The sequence below is a fragment of the Streptomyces sp. NPDC001668 genome (assembly GCF_042893155.1).
GTDB lineage: Bacteria > Actinomycetota > Actinomycetes > Streptomycetales > Streptomycetaceae > Streptomyces.
On record NZ_JBIAUQ010000006.1, the window covers coordinates 326,783 to 344,535 of the forward strand.

General features: G+C 67.7%; 15 protein-coding genes and 2 pseudogenes. 8 read left to right on the top strand and 9 right to left on the bottom strand.

The window, feature by feature from the left end:
- Nucleotides 1-41 precede the first annotated feature (41 nt).
- From fxlM to ACFYZ8_RS21195, 6 genes are all read right to left on the bottom strand, one after another.
- Complete coding sequence (gene fxlM / locus ACFYZ8_RS21170) at nucleotides 42-1,265, bottom strand: methyltransferase, FxLD system (protein ID WP_388537572.1); 1,224 nt, start codon at nucleotides 1,263-1,265, stop codon at nucleotides 42-44.
- An 86-nt stretch (nucleotides 1,266-1,351) separates the two neighbouring features.
- Complete coding sequence (locus ACFYZ8_RS21175; protein WP_388537573.1) at nucleotides 1,352-2,527, bottom strand: lanthionine synthetase C family protein; 1,176 nt, start codon at nucleotides 2,525-2,527, stop codon at nucleotides 1,352-1,354.
- Nucleotides 2,527-5,583, bottom strand: a complete 3,057-nt coding sequence (locus ACFYZ8_RS21180) for a lantibiotic dehydratase (RefSeq protein ID WP_389050068.1) — start codon at nucleotides 5,581-5,583, stop codon at nucleotides 2,527-2,529. Before ACFYZ8_RS21180 ends, ACFYZ8_RS21175 begins: the two co-directional genes overlap by 1 nt.
- A gap of 73 nt (nucleotides 5,584-5,656) precedes the next feature.
- Nucleotides 5,657-5,860 (bottom strand): FxLD family lanthipeptide, encoded by a 204-nt coding sequence (locus ACFYZ8_RS21185; RefSeq protein WP_388537577.1) that lies wholly within the window; start codon nucleotides 5,858-5,860, stop codon nucleotides 5,657-5,659.
- A gap of 186 nt (nucleotides 5,861-6,046) precedes the next feature.
- Nucleotides 6,047-6,226 carry a hypothetical protein gene (locus ACFYZ8_RS21190; protein ID WP_388537579.1) on the bottom strand — a complete coding sequence of 60 codons (180 nt, stop codon included), beginning with the start codon at nucleotides 6,224-6,226 and terminating at the stop codon, nucleotides 6,047-6,049.
- On the bottom strand, nucleotides 6,223-6,630 hold the full coding sequence (locus ACFYZ8_RS21195; RefSeq protein ID WP_388537581.1) for a hypothetical protein: 408 nt from the start codon (nucleotides 6,628-6,630) through the stop codon (nucleotides 6,223-6,225). The genes ACFYZ8_RS21190 and ACFYZ8_RS21195 overlap by 4 nt, the downstream gene beginning before the upstream one ends.
- Nucleotides 6,631-6,842: 212 nt before the next feature.
- Between ACFYZ8_RS21195 and ACFYZ8_RS21200 the strand changes: the two genes are divergently transcribed.
- Nucleotides 6,843-7,310: an ATP-binding protein gene (locus ACFYZ8_RS21200; RefSeq protein WP_388537582.1), complete on the top strand. Its 468-nt coding sequence runs from the start codon at nucleotides 6,843-6,845 to the stop codon at nucleotides 7,308-7,310.
- Here the strand turns inward: ACFYZ8_RS21200 and ACFYZ8_RS21205 are convergent.
- Both ACFYZ8_RS21205 and ACFYZ8_RS21210 read right to left on the bottom strand, forming a co-directional pair.
- Nucleotides 7,284-7,988: a 2'-5' RNA ligase family protein gene (locus tag ACFYZ8_RS21205; protein WP_388537583.1), complete on the bottom strand. Its 705-nt coding sequence runs from the start codon at nucleotides 7,986-7,988 to the stop codon at nucleotides 7,284-7,286. The two genes, ACFYZ8_RS21200 and ACFYZ8_RS21205, sit on opposite strands and share 27 nt — an antisense overlap.
- A 55-nt stretch (nucleotides 7,989-8,043) precedes the next feature.
- Nucleotides 8,044-9,384, bottom strand: coding sequence for a hypothetical protein (locus ACFYZ8_RS21210; protein WP_388537585.1), 1,341 nt, complete (start codon nucleotides 9,382-9,384; stop codon nucleotides 8,044-8,046).
- A 223-nt stretch (nucleotides 9,385-9,607) separates the two neighbouring features.
- On the opposite strand from ACFYZ8_RS21210, the gene ACFYZ8_RS21215 reads away from it, so the two are divergent.
- The 5 genes from ACFYZ8_RS21215 (at nucleotide 9,608) to ACFYZ8_RS21235 (ending at nucleotide 13,470) form a co-directional block, all read left to right on the top strand.
- Nucleotides 9,608-10,489, top strand: coding sequence for a helix-turn-helix domain-containing protein (locus tag ACFYZ8_RS21215; RefSeq protein ID WP_388537587.1), 882 nt, complete (start codon nucleotides 9,608-9,610; stop codon nucleotides 10,487-10,489).
- The gene (locus ACFYZ8_RS21220; RefSeq protein WP_388537589.1) at nucleotides 10,486-10,734 is read left to right on the top strand and encodes a DUF397 domain-containing protein; all 249 of its coding nucleotides are present in this window, start codon (nucleotides 10,486-10,488) and stop codon (nucleotides 10,732-10,734) included. Before ACFYZ8_RS21215 ends, ACFYZ8_RS21220 begins: the two co-directional genes overlap by 4 nt.
- Before the next feature lie 445 nt (nucleotides 10,735-11,179).
- Nucleotides 11,180-11,518 carry a WXG100 family type VII secretion target gene (locus tag ACFYZ8_RS21225; RefSeq protein ID WP_388537591.1) on the top strand — a complete coding sequence of 113 codons (339 nt, stop codon included), beginning with the start codon at nucleotides 11,180-11,182 and terminating at the stop codon, nucleotides 11,516-11,518.
- Complete coding sequence (locus ACFYZ8_RS21230; protein WP_388537592.1) at nucleotides 11,515-12,777, top strand: RNase A-like domain-containing protein; 1,263 nt, start codon at nucleotides 11,515-11,517, stop codon at nucleotides 12,775-12,777. The genes ACFYZ8_RS21225 and ACFYZ8_RS21230 overlap by 4 nt, the downstream gene beginning before the upstream one ends.
- Before the next feature lie 24 nt (nucleotides 12,778-12,801).
- Complete coding sequence (locus tag ACFYZ8_RS21235; protein WP_388537594.1) at nucleotides 12,802-13,470, top strand: contact-dependent growth inhibition system immunity protein; 669 nt, start codon at nucleotides 12,802-12,804, stop codon at nucleotides 13,468-13,470.
- 599 nt (nucleotides 13,471-14,069) lie between these two features.
- Here the strand turns inward: ACFYZ8_RS21235 and ACFYZ8_RS21240 are convergent.
- Nucleotides 14,070-14,331 (bottom strand): annotated as a pseudogene (locus tag ACFYZ8_RS21240) (site-specific integrase); the annotation flags it as partial.
- A gap of 234 nt (nucleotides 14,332-14,565) precedes the next feature.
- Here ACFYZ8_RS21240 and ACFYZ8_RS21245 point away from each other — a divergent pair.
- Nucleotides 14,566-15,513, top strand: a pseudogene (locus ACFYZ8_RS21245) (IS481 family transposase); the annotation flags it as partial.
- A gap of 316 nt (nucleotides 15,514-15,829) precedes the next feature.
- A complete protein-coding gene (locus tag ACFYZ8_RS21250) occupies nucleotides 15,830-16,654 on the top strand; it encodes a TIGR04255 family protein (protein ID WP_388537596.1) in 825 nt (274 codons plus the stop codon).
- The last annotated feature ends 1,099 nt before the right edge of the window (nucleotides 16,655-17,753 follow it).

Sequence of the window (17,753 nt, forward strand, 5' to 3'; positions counted from 1 at the left end):
GTCATGCGAGACCGTGAGCGTTTTCAACGTGGCCACTGAGATCAGTAGGCGATGACGAGCCGCACGGAGGGCCGGTCGATCAAGGCTCCGTCGGCGAGATCGGTGTCCGGTGTGTCCGCCGGGTAGGCCGTGACCACGGGGGCGGCAGTCCGGGCCGGGCTCCAGGCGCGGATCTGCGCGCAGATCCGCTGAGCGAGATCGGCGCCAGCCGGGCCGTAGCCGACGGCTCCCAGCCGGAACCGGGGCTCCTCCCCCGCGTCTTCGGCGGTCCGCTCCAGGGTGAGGTACGCGATGGAGCCTCCCTCAACAAGGGCGGGGCTCAGGGCGGGTGAAGCGGGACGGTGGAGACCAGCCTCCATCGCTTCGGGCTTGACGGTGATGCGGCAAGTCGCTCGCTCCGTGGCGCTCAACCGCAGCCAGACGCCGTCGAACGACTCGACGGGTCCGACCGTCGCATCGGTCCAAGCGACCGACTTCGGTTGGGTGAGCGCGTCGCGCAGGAGGTCCAGGGCGATGGTCTGGTCCTCGTCCCAGTAGAGCCTGACGAGCCGGTCGTCGTCGATGTAGCCGTTCCGCTCTCCGTCCTGGCCGATCACCGGGAGGAAGCCACACATCTGGACGGAGTCGGATCGCATCCGCCCCGCCTCGCGTTGGAAGGCCACGGCCCGGGAAAGTCCGCGCCATCGCAGCGGGACCACGAGGCGTCCGCCGACGGCGAGCTGGCCCCACCAGGCACCGGGGAGATCCCACATACCGACCGTGGCGATCATTCGGTCGTAGGGGCTGAACTCCGGAGCGCCGAGCGCGCCGTCCCTCGTGACCACGCGAACGTCTTCGTATCCGTTCGCGACGAGCATCCTGCGGGTGTAGGCGGTCACGTCGGGGGCGATGTCGCACGTGGTGACCTGTCCGGACTCCCCGGTGAGGTGCTTGAGCAGGGCGGCGTTGTAGCCGGTGCCGGCCCCGATCTCGAAGACGTTGTCGCCTTCGCGGACCGCGAGCTGGACCAGCATGAAGTGCACGACGTCGGGCTGGGAAGCGCAGCTCAGCGGGAGTGCGTCCTCGTCAGGGTTCTCCTTGATCGTCACGCTCTTGTTGGCGTACGCCTCCTCAAGAGGCGCGTCGGGGAGAAAGGCATGGCGGGGTACGGTCCGCATGGCGGCTTCGACGCGCGCATCACGGAGGCCGGAGATGTCCTCCTTCACGATGGCGTCGACCAGGCGGTTGCGCAGGTCCTCAGGGGAGGCGCCAGGGGTGGTGTTCATCGCGTCCTTCCAGAAGGTGCCCGGCCGTGCGTACGGCAGGGGCAGATCGTAGTTATTTGTTTGGCGCGGCGGTGCGGGTCGAGGCTTCATCCCGCCAGGAGCAGACACCGGTCCCAAGGGGCGGTGACCGCCGTGTTGACCCGGTCAGTGAGACAGACCAGGTGGATGCCTGCCGTGCCGTCCATCAGGCCGACGCCGTCCGGCAGTCCGTGGTGGTCCAAGTGCTTGTTGAGCCGGGCGTCCAAGCGGGGTAGGTGCGACGTGAGTTCGTCGTCGATGGCGTCGGCGGCGGCACGGGAGACGGTCTGTATGAGCCCCGCCCACCCGTGGCAGAGGGATGCGTCGGTGAGCTGGGCGAGTTGCTGGTCGTCGGCCAGGCATCCGGCCAGGGCCTGCTCGGCCTGGTGTTGCCGGTCCATGTCGCCGAGGGCGAGGCCGGCGAGTTGCTGGGCGCGGGCGATGCCGGGGGTGCCGTAGCACCAGGACGGGCGTCTCGGTACGGAGCGCTGGAGCTCGCCGCCTCGGTGTTCGGCTCGGGTGATCAGGTCCGGCCACCAGGCGTGCGAGCCGGTGCCGGTGCGCCACCGGTCGAGCCAGTCACAGACCCGGCTGATGGCTTGCATCTGTCCGGGCACCGTGTAGCCGTTGCGCAGGGCCGTGGCCAGCAGCGTCAGCGGTCCGGTGATGCCGTGGGCGAGGCCGAAGTTGCCGTGTCCGCCGGGCCATCGCGGCGACGGCCGCAGATCGGGGCTGTCGCTGGTCCACCAGCCGGGCAGATGTTGCTTTTCGATGATGACCGGTTCCGTCAGCCGCACCAGGTAGGCGAGGACGTCCTTAAGGTCCCTCTTGTGGCCGCGGTGCAGGTGGTACACGCCCAGCCCGGTCAGTCCGCTGATCAGGTCGTATTCGCCCAAGGTGGGCAATGCGCCGCGATCGATGCGGGCGTGTGCCCGCTTGAGTCGTTGGCGCGTGACGTCGGCGAGGTGTGTGTCCAAGGTCGCCAGGGCGCGTGTGGCAGTGTTCGTGCGCGTGAAGCTGAGCACGTACGCGACGGCCGGGGCGCCCTCGTACAGACCGCACGCTTCGGGAGCGGCCTGGATCGGGCCCTTGACCATGGCGGCGGCCCACGGCCGGAGCGCATCACCGTCGTCCTCGCCGATATGGGCCATGACGGCGTGCAGCAAGGCGACCCCCGCCGCGCCGGAGTACAGCGATTGCCCCCAGCCGGGCCAAGTGGGTGTGGGCGGCGCGTCGTGGCTCATCAGCGGCTCGTCCCCGGCCAGGCGGCCCGTGCGACGGCGGACTGACGGGCAAGGCGGCGGCAGATCCTCTCGTCCTCCCGGTCCAGGCCCCGCAGGCGGTTGTGGTGCATGTGCAGCAAGGATTCCAGGACGGAGTCGAGGTCCATGCTCTCGGTGAGGTGATCGCGATACAGCGCCAGGGCCACGGCGCGACGGTGCCACGCTTGGGCGAGGGCTTCACCCCAGCCGCGGGCCTGGGGTGTGGGCCGGCGAACGAGTTCGATGGCCTGGTCGCTGACGCCTCGCTCGACGTGACCCGGAGGCGCGGGGCGGTTCGCCAGCCACTGCATGCCCTCGTCGGGGCCGAGCAAGCCGCAGACGGTGTCCACCATGCTGGCCGCGGCTAGCGCGCGTCCATCGACGCCGTCAGCTCCCAGGCTCTGCAGAGCGGCGAGGACGTAGGCCGAGTCGGCCGTGAACACCGCCTCGGCACTGCGCAGGGCGGCGCCTGGGCCGTAGCGGCCGATCTCCGGGGTGTACGTGTCGAACACGAGCCTGCTGCTGAGCCCTTCGCGGCGCAGCCCGGCGGCCCATCCGGCGACGAGCTCGGTGCAGGCGGCATACTGTCCCGGGCTGCGCGTGCGGATGCGCAGGCGCAGGTGGTCGCGGTCGTGTGGGGTGCGGTATCGGACGAACCACCACTCGGGTGTGCCCGGGAGTTGGGCGAGGAGCCGCGTGAAGTGGGTGCCGATCAGCTCCTCGAACTGATCGGGATGGCTGTAGATCTTGGCGTTCAGCCAGGGCGCCTGCACCGCCCCCGGTACGTGTCCGAGGGTGCCGTTGGTGAGCACGGGGAGGAAGCCGGAGAGCGGGTCCGGTACGGGCGGGCAGGTGCTGGTCATCGGCAGGGCGATCTCATGGACATGGCCGCCGATCCAGCCGTAGCTCTCCTGGGCTGGCGCTTCCGTGAGAACGGCATGGGCTTCCCGGTCCAGGTGGACACGCAGGACGGTGGCGTGGGCGGGCACGTCGAGTTCGAGCCGCTGTGTCCGGTCGTCCTCTCGAAGCTCGACGGCACCGTGGCAGTGCCAGCGCTTCCGCCACCGGCCGAGGGCGTCGGTCCACTCCCGCATGTCCGCGCCGCGACTTGGAAGGTCATCAGCAGTCAGGTTCCAGCGGCTGGGAGAGAGGATCGCGCGCCCGTAGCGGACGCGCGGCAGGAACGGCAGCCGTGCGCCGTGCGGCCCCCAGTCGAATCCGGTCCAGGCAGGGCCGAAGGAGCGGGTCAGGTGCGCCAGGAACCGGGCCAGGGGCGGGGGTTGCTTGTCCAGCGCCATGGCGTGAAAGACCTGAGGGTCCACTAGCCGACGGCGGGAGATGCTGACCAGGTACAGACGGGTGTGCGTGGCCGTGACCGCGAGGTCGTCCACGTCGATGAGCGCCACTGAGGTGTCCTCGGGGCTGCGATGCTCGCCCAACGGGATCACGTGTGGGAGATAAGCGGGGACGCGGGCGACGTTCTCTGTGTGCGGGTATAGGGGCGGGAAGGAGAGCTGCGCGGTCAGCGCGTTCTCGACGCCCGTGGGGACTTGGCGGTAGATCTCGTCGAGTCCGGTGCCCGTGGCGACCGGAGTGAACCGGGAGGTGAGTGTTCCCGCAGCTCGGGCCGGTGTCACCGTGAGCGTGAAGTCCCCGTGCTCAAGGGCGGACAGGCTGGTGGCGTGTAGGCGAGCACCCATCTCCACGTGGGGTGGTGCCTCCTGCCCGGTCGGCGCGTCGCCGGCCAGGCGGTCGATCAGGTCGTCGGTGAGGACGATCTCTCTACTGCCGTCGGCCAGGGCCTGCCAGGTCAGGGCCAGCAGCCGCTCGTCACGCTCGGAGACTGTTGGGGGCGGAGCGGTCATACGGCTGCCGGGGTACTCGGCTGGGTAGCCGAGCCCGGCCGCCGGGTCAATGACCTCCTTCACCGGTACGAGCGTGCCGGTGCCGTACCGTTCCCAGAACGCGACCTGGTACTCGTTCCACACGCCCTGGCCCGCCGGTCGGCGCGTGAGCCGCAGTAGGGCATCGGCAGCGCTCTCCATCTCCTGCGCGACACTCTCGGGGATCCGTACCTCGGCATCCAGCTGCAGGTTGACGGCCACGGGACTTCGACCCGCGTCGGAGAGCCGACGCAGCCGACCCGTGAGTTCCTCCCGAGCCGGCGCTTGTGTGCCCGCAGGGCGCCGGTTGTGCTCGTGTACAGCGCGTTGAACCGCTTCCAGTTCGTGCAGGATCTGCGCGACCTCCGGCACCGTGCCCGCGTCCGCGCCGTGCAGCCGCTCGATCAGGTGGGACAGCGGATCGATGGTGGTCATCGGCGCACGCAAACTGGTAATCAAGAACTTCTCACGCACCAGCGCGCCGAGCAGTGTGCGGATGTTCTGCGGCTCGGTTGAGGGGAACAAGGTGGCCAACTGCTCGGCAAGGGCAGTGAAATGAACCGGTCGGCGTGCCAGATCCTCGATCCTGCGTACCGCGCTGGTGCGCCGGACGGTGGCGCCCATCGGGCCGCCGTGGGGGACGTGCAAGCGTCCGCCGCGGCCCGTCGTCAGGTTGTTCAGGACGACATCCAGGCGCTCCAGCAGGGCAGGGCACGCCTCCAGGCGGACGATGACGTCGTCCAGCCACTCAGTGTCCACCCGAGCCACGGCTCGGTGAGCGTCCCCCCACCTCACCTGCGGCGTCGAGCCCACGCTAGCCGCGGTGACTCCCGCGAAGAGGCCGAACGGAGTCGGCCGCCCGGCGGCGCGCAACAAGTAGCGGACGGTGGCCATGGCGGCACGCCGGACCTGCTTGGAGCGTGCCGGCTGCTCGCCGCAGATCGCGTCGACTCGCGTGGCGAGATCACAGCTCGCCTGTCGGACGGCGCCGGCGAACCGCGCATCAGCCCACACCTGCCTCAGCCACCTGCCGCACGCATCCGTGTCGGATGGATCAGGCCACCATCCCGGCAGACCCGTCAGCGGCATCGCGGCGGCCCGGAGCAGCGCCGCGCCCGTGTGCTGGTAGAGCATTCCGTCGCTTCCCATCCCCATGCCTCCGCGATCAGTGCTGTGAACGAGCGGGGTCGGGAGCGGCAGCGCTCCCGACCCCGTGCACGAGCCGTCGTCAGACGGCGCTCGCGCAGGACGAGGCGCAGGTCGGCGCGCACCCGTCTCCGGTGCCGCACGCCTTGGGGAGCAGGTCGGCGCCGATCTCCGTGACGATGGTCAGGTCGATGTCGAACGGGTCGGCGGGCACCTCGGGGACGGCCGTCGCGACGGACGCCTCAGTGGTGGTCGTAGCGATCGGGCTGAGCGTGGCTGCGGTCATCGCACTTCCTCTGCTGTCAGAAGGATCCGAAAGATTCGTCGTGCTGCCCGGCCGAAGTGCAGCTTCGTCCCGCGGCCGGGGTCCTGCGTTCGCACCCTGCGGTGCGCCCCTCTCCGGACTGACCCGATTCCGCAGGGGAGATGGATTCGAAGCGCCCGGAGAGGGGAGACAAGGACACGGGCGGAGCTACCGGATCTGGCCCGTGTAGAGCATGGCCAACGTGGTGCCGGTCACCAGGACGGGCAGGAGCAGCACCTGGAAGGCGCCGAAGCCGAACCGACCGGCATACTTCGCCGGGTGCCGCAGCACCCATCCGATCTGGCCCAGCAATTGCCGCAGAGGCCATTGCCGCATGATGGTGATCACGCCGCCGTCCTCTGTAAGGCTGTTGGGTCGGCGGCGTCGACAACTGCCCACGGCGTCGTGATCAACGCCCCAGTCCGGGCCTGCCAGGCCGCGAGGTTCGCCCTGTCCTCCTCCAGATGACCCAGCATCACGAGCAGGGGGGTGACGATCCCGGCCGCCCTCCCCTGCTCGACCGCGGCCAGAGCGTTGTGCCAGCCCTCGCACAGGGCGCGGCTCTCGAACGGTGCCGCCCGGTCGACGTACGTCTCCACCGCCTCCCAGCCGGCATCGGCGACGTACCGCCGTGTGCTGGCCACACTGTGGTCGGCGACCTCACCGAGCGACGTGGGCAAGCAGGCGTACAGCACCAGGCGCGTGCCCGCGGGCACCTCGTGTGGTGCGGTCTGCTTCGCACTGCCGCTCATTCCGCGTTACCTCCAGCCGGGTGGGTCGCGACGCCAAGGGCCGGCGCCTCGAAGAAGAGCCTCGCTGGGGGCGACCGGCGGCGGTACGCCGTCAGCACGCCGTTCGTCCGCCGTCCGGCGGCGCGCGAAGAGGCGGAGCTGCGACGTACCGCCGCGGCTCACGGATGGCGAGGCTGATCGGTCCAGTGCCCAACCGGAAACGAGAAGCGGCGATGGACGCGGTAGACGAAGAGCGCCTCTGCAGGCGGACACCAGTAAGGCGTCATTGGGTGAAGCTGGCCGATTGTGCCGAACCTTCGGGCCTCGCACGCCGGCACGTACACGAATCCCTCCGGCGATGTGCATCGCCGGAGCGCGTCGATGACGCCGTTCTGATCGCTTCGGAACTGGTGGGCAACGCGGTCAGGCACACGGCCGGCGGGCCGGACTGCATATGCGTGGAGGTCTACCGGGACGTGGCGATACTGCGGGTCCACGACGCGGGACGGGATGTTTCCAGGGTCCGAGCACGAACGGCGGAGGCATCGCTGGGTGAGCTGACGTGCGGTGGTCTCGGACTGCTGCTCGTCGGGGAGTTGGCCTCCGAATGGTCGGTCCGGCCGACCGCCATCGGCAAGGAAGTGGTCGTGGTCTTCCCCCTGGATGTCCGTGGGCTACCCGAGCGGGACGCTCTTCCGTAGATCCCAGCGGTACGTCCGCCCCTCGCGGCGGAGTTCCACCAACTGAACGGCGGACACGCAGAGTTCGACTGCGGAGAGAGTACGGAGACTTGAGACCGCCTGCACGACGGGGGCCGCGGGGCGCCGACGGTTGTTGTAGGCGAGGCTCAGGTGCGGTCGGAAGGCGGACGTCGGCTTGTTCGGGGCGAGACCGGCGCTGCTTCCGGCCTTGGCCAGCGCGTGGTGCAGCCGAAGCAGGGGTTCCCACGGACCGAGGGACAGGCGGACGGCACCGCGGGAGCCAGCGAGCGGCATGGCGCGTACGGAGAACGCGGAGGGCAACAGCGCCTCCGCGTCCTGCGCCAGGCTGTCCAGCTGATCGGGAGCAACAGCGCCCGGCCGACCCACGCGGACGAGGGTGATGTGCAGTCCGTCCGACGGCACCGGGTCGAGGCCGAGGGGGGCCAGCTGCTCCTGGCAGTGTCCGGCGAGGGCCGCAAGCTGCTGGTCGTTCGGGAAGGTCAGCAACCAGTAGTACGCCCGGCTGCCGTCCGACCAGCCGGGGCGTGCCCAGTGGTCGGTCATCTCGTCGAGTGCGCTGAACGCCGCCCAGTCGTGGGCCGCAGTAACCGCCGGATCATGCGTGTCGGCGGGAGGCTCGGCTGGGAACGCGGCGGGATCGGCGCTGAGCAAGGGCACCCGACGTACTCCTTCGGCTTCACACTGTCCCGGAGTAGGACGACACCGACGACGTCTACGACGCGGATGATGCCATGGCCAGGACGGCTGGCTGCGAGCTCCAGGCCCGGAACTCCTCGCCATAATCGCGTACCGCCGGGTGATCACGCCACGGCCCAGCCTGCTCGCGCAGGTCACGGGAGCGTTGGTAGACGGAGCTGATCGGGGTGTCTCCGCACAACCGGAGAGCCTCACCCCCGAGCGCCATCGCGTGGTCGATGTCGGGCGTGCGCTGCTGGAGCAACGCGGTGGCGACGTCGAGGCGTACGAGCGAACGGCTCCAGGAGGATGTGGAGTGCTCCACCAGATCGTCGATGTGTTCGGCGTCGCGCAGTACTTGGGCCGTATTGCGCAGGGCCACGTGTGACGTGACGGCGTTGGCCAGCGTCCGGGCCCGTCCGTACGGCTCGAAGGAGATGCAGGAGGTCAGCCCGACGGGTACCTCGTGAAGGTCGGAGAGGCGGAGTGCCTGTCCAATGGCCTGCTCGACGGCACGCCGGTCACCGACCTTGCCGAGCGCTCGGGCTCGGCCGTTGGCGAGCAGGCGGATGGACTGGGCATGGCGTGGCGCGCGCTCGACGGCCGCGGCGGCGCAATCGTCGGCCTCGTCGTAGCGGCCCGCGTAGTAGAGGCCGAAGGAGAGAGTCCCGCAGGCCCAGAGTTCTGTATCCAGGTCGCCGATCTCACGGCTGAGATCCCGGGCTTCGGTGCAGTACGCCTCCGAGAGCAGGAAGTCACCCGTGTTCACCGCCATGTAGCCGAGCAAGCCGGAGGCACGGGCGGCGAGGCGGAAGAGCTCCCGGCGTGTGCCTGGGGGCTGGTGGCCGTCGAGGAGGGTGTGGGCGAGCTGCCGCACCTGACGAGCCTGAGGGCGAAGGGCGTACGGCCCGTCCTCTTCGTACCGGCTGGTGATGCCCTCCAGGGAGGAATTCAGGAACGCGAGCGTCCCGCCGTCGGCGTTGCTGGCCGTGAGCTGCCGGGTCCGGGCGACGATGTCCAGTGGGTTCTCGTCGTCCTCCCGTGGCGGAAGGGGACCCGGCGCCTGCTGGCGTGTGCGCGTCTCCTCGAAGCGGCCGGGCTCGGAGTCGCCGTCGTGCACCGTGGAGAACAGCTCGGACACCGCTCTGCCCAGCATGTGCTCCAGCACCCGGCAGGCGTCAGGGCGGGGCAGAGTCAATAGCTCCCCGCCGTACCAGCGGTCGAACTGGCGTGGAGAGACTTGCAGGGACGCCAGGCGAGGGTCTCGGTCGAGCTCCGCCAGCCGGACGGCCGCCCGCTCGAACTGGGCGGCGAAAGCCTCGTGCGTCGTCAGGTGCCGTTGCTGGAGCAGCTGCCGGAGCAGCGTTGTCCGTGGCATGGCCCACCCTCCTGGTACGGCGTGTGGGACCGACGTGGAGGCGCATGCCGGTGACGAGGTCGTGGCGAGGCATCGCCGATCGGTCTGCTGCAGCGCGCACCCGTACGCACGCGCGTCGTGACTCCTGACAGCATGCCGACGCAACCACCAACTAGGCAATATGTCTTGAGAAGTTGACCCGTATGGCTTGTAGAGGCAACGGCAGTACGGAGAAACTTCCGGCATGGCCTTGAAGAGAAGCCTGGTCCCGCAGTCGGTCTACCGGCGACAGCTCGCGGCACGGCTGAAGGAACTCCGTGACGCGACCGGGCTCACGCTCACCGAGGTCGCCGACCAACTGGAGGTCAACCAGGGGTCATTGAGCCGGATCGAGAACGGCGAGCGCGGTACAACACCGGTCCTCGTACGGGCCCTGCTGGACCTGTACGGCATCGAGGACGAAGGCCGGCGCGCTGACGTGCTCGACCTCGTACGGGCGGACAAGGAGCAGCAGAAGCCCTGGTGGCGGAAGTACTCCACAGTGCTCACCCCGACTCGCTACGACGGCTACCTCGCGTTGGAGGCCGGCGCGACGCACCTCGCCAGCTACCAGCCGATGCTCGTGCCGGGGCTGCTCCAGACCGAGGACTACGCCCGTGCCGTGATCTCCCAGATGAGGAAGGACCTGTCCCCGCCTCAGGTCGAGTCCCTGGTCAAGGTCCGCATGGAGCGGCAGAACAGCCGCTTGGGCGGCGAGGCCCCCACCAGGCTCTGGGCGATCCTCGACGAAGCCGTGCTGCGCAGGACGGTCGGCTCTGTAGAAGTGATGCGCGACCAGCTGCGGAAACTGGTGGGGGCGAGCGATCAGTCGAACGTCACCGTGCAGCTGCTGCCGTTCTCCCTTGGCGCACATCCCGGGCTGTACGGCCCGTTCGTCATCCTGACCTTCCCGGAACCCACGCCGGACCTGGTCTGGCTGGAGAACCCCAAGAACTCCGTGTATCTCGAGTCCCCGGAGGACGTGGACAACTACACGGACATCTTCGATCAGTTGAGAGACAGCGCCCTCGACCCGTCGGAGACTCGCGCCCGCATCGCACGCATCAGCAAGGAGCTCGAAGAGTGAGCACGCCCAACATGGCCGCCCCGCACGACGTCACGGCAGCTCGGTACGACGTCGATCTCGCGCACGCGCGGTGGTGGAAGAGCTCGTACAGCGGGGGTGCGAACGACTGCTTGGAAGTTGCCGAACTGGGCGAGCACGCCGCAGTGCGCGACTCCAAGGACACCAGCCGTGGACCGTTGCTCTTCCCGAAGGCAGCGATGCGCGCTCTGGTTGCCGGAATCGCCAGCGGGGCGATCGGTGAGTGAGCCTGCTCAGTCGGAGGGGGCCGTCGCAATGCGGGGATGGATGGCACTCCAGGCCCTGCGTCCGGAAGCTCCCGACTGGTCCGACGCGCCGGCACCTGCGTGGCACCGGGCGCTGGCACCGTAGAGGTCGACCGTGCGGACGGACGAGTCGCCGGGCGGAACCCCTTCGGTCGGCACGGCGCTCGCGTACGGCCTCCGTTGTCGGCGTCGACCTCGCCTGCTGCCGACGCGCTCCGCGCCGCCACTGAAACAGGGAAAGACCCATCCGTGGCACATGAACTGATCGCTATCTGCGACTGCGTGGAGTCGAAGAACGACCAGTGAGGGAACTCACGACCATCGAACGGATCTTTGCCCCGGCTTTGCGTAACTCACAGTCGTGAACCACGAACCGGCAGCTAGGGTCGAATGCCCGTGCGGTCGACTGAGGGGGAATCGCGAAGTCATGGGCGGCAAGGACGAGATACTCGACATCAAGGTCGACGACATCAAGACGGCGGCGCCCGCCTTCCACCGCGAAAGCGTTGCCCTCGCACACGCGCTGACCAAGCTGAAGCACAGCCTGGCCGCGGCAGGCGCGCCATGGGGTGGCGACGAGCAGGGGCAACAGTTCCACACTGCGTACGGCCCGCACGTCAAGCAGATCGAGCACGCCGCGCAGATCCTCGTCGAGGGCCTGGCCAGCATCCACGCGGGCCTGGCCGACATGGCCGACAAGCACATCGACAACGAAGAGCTCGTCCGGGGCATGTTCGGGCACCACGGCACGGGTGACGGCAAATGAGCGTCGCGGACAAGGCCCGCAAGGTCGTCCAGGACATGACGGGCATGTGGTGGCCGGACGCTGACGAGGACGGGCTGCGGGAGGCGGCCAGGGCGTGGCGGGCCTTCGCCGAGGATGTCGAGGACATCCAGGCTGTCGCGAACAAGGCCGCCCGCCAGCTGATCGAGGACAACAAGGGCGAGTCGATCGATGCCTTCGACAAGTTCTGGCGCCGCTACTACGACCATGGCCGTGGCTGGCTGAAGGACGTCCCGGATGCGGCCCGGGACATGGCCAAGTCGCTGGACGCATACGCGGATGCGGTGCACGGCGCCAAGAAGCACCTCGAACACGAGCTGGAGATCGTCGGTGCGACGCTCGTCGCGGGTACCGCCCTGGCCGTCTTCACCGCCGGCCTCTCTGAAGGCGCCGCAGCCGCGGCCGCGGTCACTGTCACCGAGCTCGCGGCCTCCCTGGGGGTGACGGTGACGGAGGAGATCGCCGCCATCGCCGGCACCACCCTGGTCACCGCCGCGTTCGGTGGCGTGGAGTCCGTCACGGTGGACCTGGCTGTCGCGCAGCCCACGGCCATGGCCCTTGGCGAGCAGAAGGGCGGGATCAACCTCGACGAGGCCCACCAGGCAGGGCTGTATGGCGCGCTCCTGGGCGGCGCCTTCGGCGGGGCGGGATCAGCGTTTCGCGCCGCAGGCAACGCAGGCGGCTGGACTGAGCTGCTGGGGGGTGTGCGGGTGCCGGGGCTCGGGCCGGAGCTGGCCATGCCGGGCGGCGCAGCCACCAGCCTTGACGACCTCGGACTGCTCATCAAGGGCGACGGCGAGGCCAACGCCTGGCCGCGCAGCAAGCGCAAGGGCCGTGTGAACCCCCAGTACCGCGCGGACGTCCCCGGTGACGAGGACATAAACGGCTCCCACACCCTGCGCAAGCACGTAGACGTCACCACCCGGGACCTGCGCGCCCGACTGCGGGCGGAACCCGAGCGGGAAACTGTCTCACGCTACGTCGACGAGGCATCGGCCCAGAAGGCGACTGACGGCGTGGTGCTGCAGCACCAGAAGGAGATCGATGCCTGGCTCGCAAAGAAGAGCAGGAAGCTCGAGCTGGAAGCTCACTTCGACCAACCCACCGGTCTGAGCTTGTCGCGTGCGAATTTCGTCCACGGCCATCCCCCGGAGTGGGTCAAGGGTGCAAGAGTGATCCTCAAGCGCGATCCATCGGCCGAAATGGGCTACCGCGTCCTGACGTCCTATCCCGTCTCCTAGAGCCAGACAGGTCAGACAGCAACGATGACACCGGTGGACGACCGCTTCCACGAACTGCGCCGACTCCTTCACGCGTACGAGCAGCCCGGCTACGCCTTCGATGACACGGCGGAGGCACCCGGCGTCGCCCTGAGCGCTTACCTGCGGACGGCCGCCTTCACCCCGGAGCGCGCGGCGGCCGCCGCGCGGGAGATCCAGGACCTCCTCTCGGTGGGCCTGTTCAGCGACGAGGTCGCCGACGACGTCGAGCTGCTTCCCCACATCCATCCGTCCCAGAGCGCCAGCGTGGAGGAGTGCCTGCGCGTCGTCCTGCAGCACCTTGAGCGTTTCCTGGCCGACCCGCCACCGCCCCAGCCGTCGGCCCGGCCCGAGATCTCCTGGGAGTGGCGCGAGCGGTTCCCCGCACTGACCCATTTCCTCGGCGCGTACTTCTACCAGGACAGCCTCCAGCTCGAGTACGAGTCACACACCGATGCAGTGGACGACTATCTCTCCGGCGAATCGACCGACGACATCGAGAAAACCGCATCCGAGATCGGTGAGGTCCTGGCCCTGAACCCGTCTGCAGACGAGCTCGCCGAAGCAGCAGCGGTCCTTGGCCTCAGCGAGCCTCCGCCCGCGGACCTGTCCCTGCATCGGTGGCTCACCGACATCCAGGGCGTAATCACAGAACATCTGCGCACCGGCGCATAGTGACGAAGGGCTCGGGCTCGGTACGCCAGCACACCTTGACTGCTGCGAGGGGTTTCTCATCGAGGCTGAGACCCTATGTGCGTTGGCGCGAGTTGACCACCCGGAGCTATTGCCTCCCGTTCGTCGCCGCGCCAGGGGGCAGGGGGGAGGCACGTAAGACGCGCGCACGTAGTCGACCGAGCCCGGCTTCCCACACATGGTGTGCACAGTGACAGACCGGGGCGGCTCGTCACCGTCCGAGTGCTAGGTCGATGTCGGGGACCTCGCCATCCAACATGAGCAGGAGAAGGCGTCGGCTCTCTGCGTGAACAGCGCCCCAGAGTTGCAAGGCTGGTCAACCACGACTCGGTTGGGCGTAGACCGGCGGCGGCTCCGTGGTCTCAGTTTTGGTCTCATTCACCCCCGTCCGGCGCCGTTCATCAACCGTCCGACGCCCAGCTCCGCACCAGGTCAGGACGCCTCCGTGCGCCCCCGGACCCCCAGACGAACATTTGGAAAGCGTGTTGGGGGCAACCCCCTCACGAGTTCGAATCTCGTATCCCCGCCGCCCCAGAGGCCCGGACCATGATCATGGTCCGGGCCTCTGGCGTTCGTCGGTCTCAGTTGGGCTCTCGGGCCCTGACGGGCGGCTCCCAGAGCGCGTTCCCGACTTGCTGCGCCATCTTCCGCAGCAGCGCCCCGGTGACGCGCATGTAGCGGGCGCGCATCCGGGCCGTCTCCCGGGCTCCCAACCCATGATCGCATCGCCCACGACGTCCGGGACCCCGAGGATCAGGAGGACGGTCGCGGCGGTGTGGCGGACGTCATGGAGACAGCCGTCTCGCCTCCCGCATCCTTCAGGACTTTCTTCCAGATGTGGAAACGAGCGGCTGTGCCACGAGGTCTTCACCGGTCGACTACTGCCAGCCGATGTGGCCACCCGTCCTGGTGCGTGAGCCAGGACGGGCGGTAACCCCTGCGCCGCTCACTGTCCTAGCTGTTCTGTCCAGGGAGGTTGTGGACGGGTGAGCCAGGTCTCGGCTGAGGGATCTTGAACAGGTGAGGGCCTTCCGGTTCGGTGTGGATTGCGACGTCTACACCAACAGAAAGGCCCTCGTGCCCCACCGTAATGCACCCCTGACCGAGACCGGACGCCTGCGCCTGGCCCGCTGCGTCGTCGAGGACGGCTGGACCCTTCGCCGGGCCGCCGAACGCTTCCAGGTCTCGCCGACCACCGCCCAGCGCTGGGCCGGGCGCTACCGTCAGTTCGGCGAGACCGGCATGGCCGACCGCTCCAGCCGCCCCCACGCGAGCCCGCGCCGGACCCCGACCCGCACCGAACGCCGGATCATCAAGGTCCGCGTGCTGCGCCGGTGGGGACCGGCCCGCATCGCGCATCTGCTGCACCTGGCGCCCTCGACCGTGCACCGCGTGCTGACCCGCTACCGCCTGGCCCGCCTCGCTCACCTCGACCTGGCCACCGGCCGGGTCATACGCCGCTACGAACGCGACAAGCCCGGTGAACTGGTGCACGTCGACATCAAGAAGCTTGGCAACATCCCCGACGGTGGCGGCCACAAAGTCCTGGGCCGGCAAGCGGGCCGCAAATCCCGCGCCAACGCCGGCTACAGCTACCTGCACACCGCCATCGACGACCACTCCCGCCTGGCCTACAGCGAGATCCACACCGACGAGAAGAAAGAGACCGCCACCGACTTCTGGAAACGGGCACACGCCTTCTTCGTCCAGGCCGGGATCAGCGTCGAGCGTGTCCTGACCGACAACGGCGCCTGCTACCGCTCACGCGACTGGCGCGAGGCTCTCACGGCGGCCGGGATCGCTCACAAGCGAACCCGGCCCTACCGGCCCCAGACGAACGGCAAGGTCGAACGCCTCAACCGCACCCTGCTCGACGAGTGGGCCTACGCCCGCCCCTACCGCTCAGAGCAGGAACGACGCGACGCCTTCCCCGGCTGGCTGCACACCTACAATCACCACCGCGGACACACCGCGCTGAAAGGCCAACCACCCGCCAGCCGCGTCCCCAACCTCACAGGGCAATACACCGCCCTCATTCGTTGCGCTGACGGACACCAACGTTCGCGGCATACGCCCTATGTGACCAGCCACGCAGACCTTCGCGGACGTGCATGCAGTCATGGGGAAAGTGGATGCAGGTACCGCAAGAGTGCGACCACCCGAGTGCCCCCCGTTGTTCGCTTTGTCCGCTCGACATTCCGCGCGATGGTGCTAACGTCGCAGTCAGAGGCGTGTGCAAGTCTTGTGCAACTTCGGCCAGGTAGTGGAGGAGCAGAAGGTGCAGGCAGGCCAGACTCCCGATTCAGATCTCCCACTGGGTGGTCTCCCCCAGGGGGAGAGCGTGACCTTTGCGGCAGCGCCGGTTGAGGTAGCGATCGCGGAGGTTCGCTTTAGCAGCACCGTGAACGAGGTTTCGACAGAGCATGCGACCAAGCTGCAGGCGCTGGCCCTGGCACAGGGCCTCAAGCTCAACACGATGCAGCCTGCGCGACAGCAAGAGCTCATGGTGCAGATGGTTGGAGCTGGCGCGCCGGCCCCCCAAGTCACAGTGCGCGCATCGGGCTGGCAGTACATCTCCGATGATCAATCCATGATCGTGACGGTCATGCCAGACTCGGTCGTGGTGCAGGTGACCCGCTATGAGCGTTGGAGCAGCAGCCTCCGACCGTCACTCAATGTCATGCTCCGAGGAGTCGGAGAGCTTTTCGCTCCACAGTTGCGATTCCGCCTAGGGCTGAGGTACATCAACCGGTTGGTTGACTCGTCAGCTGTGACGCCTCAGGCATGGAAGGGACGCGTGAATGACGCCCTCCTGGGCCCTCTCTTGGACCCCGTGTTTGGAAAACTCGTCGCTTCCGCAAATCAGCAGCTCGAATTGTCCTTCGGGGGAGGACAGGGAGCAATTATTAGGCATGGCGCTTACAACGATGGGGCCTCTCGCTCAGTTAGCTATCTCATTGACCTAGACGTTTTCGACGGGTCGACGTGCACGTTCGATGTCGATGACTGCCTTTTGCAATTGCAGCGAATGAACAGGACGGCCCTGTCCATGTTTCAGCAAGCTATCTCTAGCGATTTCCGCGAAGGACTTAAGCCAACTTTCGACACAGCGAAGGAAGATTCCCTCGCTCACGCCACTTCGAAAGAAGATCAGGGAGAGAAGTGATGTCTGGATCGCTAGGCGTCCTCCCCTCGACAGAGCGCGGAACTGGGGATGAAGTAGTTCGCTTCGATTGGGACCGCACAGAATCAAACGCTACGCAGGTATATCTTCCGGGAATCCCTAGCGGACCGCTCCGAGACCTTTTGGGACGCCCCTTGCCCGGACTCCCAGAAAGCCTGCTTGGACGGGGCGTGGCGAATACTCCACTGCCCCACACGCTACTCTTGAGCGTCGGAGTTGACCTTCCAACGTGGCGGAGCCTTGCATGGATCAGTTCAAGTCAACCAATCACGCTAAATCAAGGTTCGCAGCCTAGCACGGACTCGGCCGATACATCACATGAAATGAGCGTCGAAGAGGCGCTAAGCCACGTCGAGCAGACCCTCGATATCCCGCAGCGGGATGTACTGGCAGCGGCCAAAATTGCACCTAGGACCTTTTACCACTGGCGACGGAAAAAGGACGTTGTCCCCCGTCTCTCCAGCTTGGGCCGCGCCATGGCCCTGATCCAGACTTGCGAAGACCTAGGGGAAATCCTCGGCGCAGAACTGCAGCGATGGTTCAAGACAGACCCTCAACGCCGGAAGCAACTGCGGGCCGGAGAATTTGATCAACTCATCGCTGACGCGCTGGCTGAAAGGTCGCGGCGTGAATCTCTCAGACGCCCTCCAATGTCGTTCTTTGAGAGTGAGCATGCCGTGGGGGTTGACAACCCTGGCCCGCGCGTAGCACAACCGAAGACATTGAAGGGGCGCGTTGTTGTGCGTCGGGCTGGCGGTCTCAGTGGGCGCATTGGCCCGGATCAACGATCGGAGGACTGAGCAGAGTGGTGGCGGAAGACGCTCCTCGGTCACGCCCTACCGTGGCGTCGGCGTCCCTGGACTGGGTACTCCCGAAATCCTGGAGTGAAGAGCAGGAGAAAGCGCTCGACTCGTGGAAGCAAGGGGATCTCCTGGCAGGTGGGCCAATGGTCTGGGTTGCCCCCGCTGGCGCTGATCCGATCACCAATTTTGTTGTCGCCGAATCAGAGAGCGATGGCGGGTGGGAGTTCGCAGCGCCAGAGGAGTTGTCATTTCCTTGGGTGATCATCACTAGTCAGACG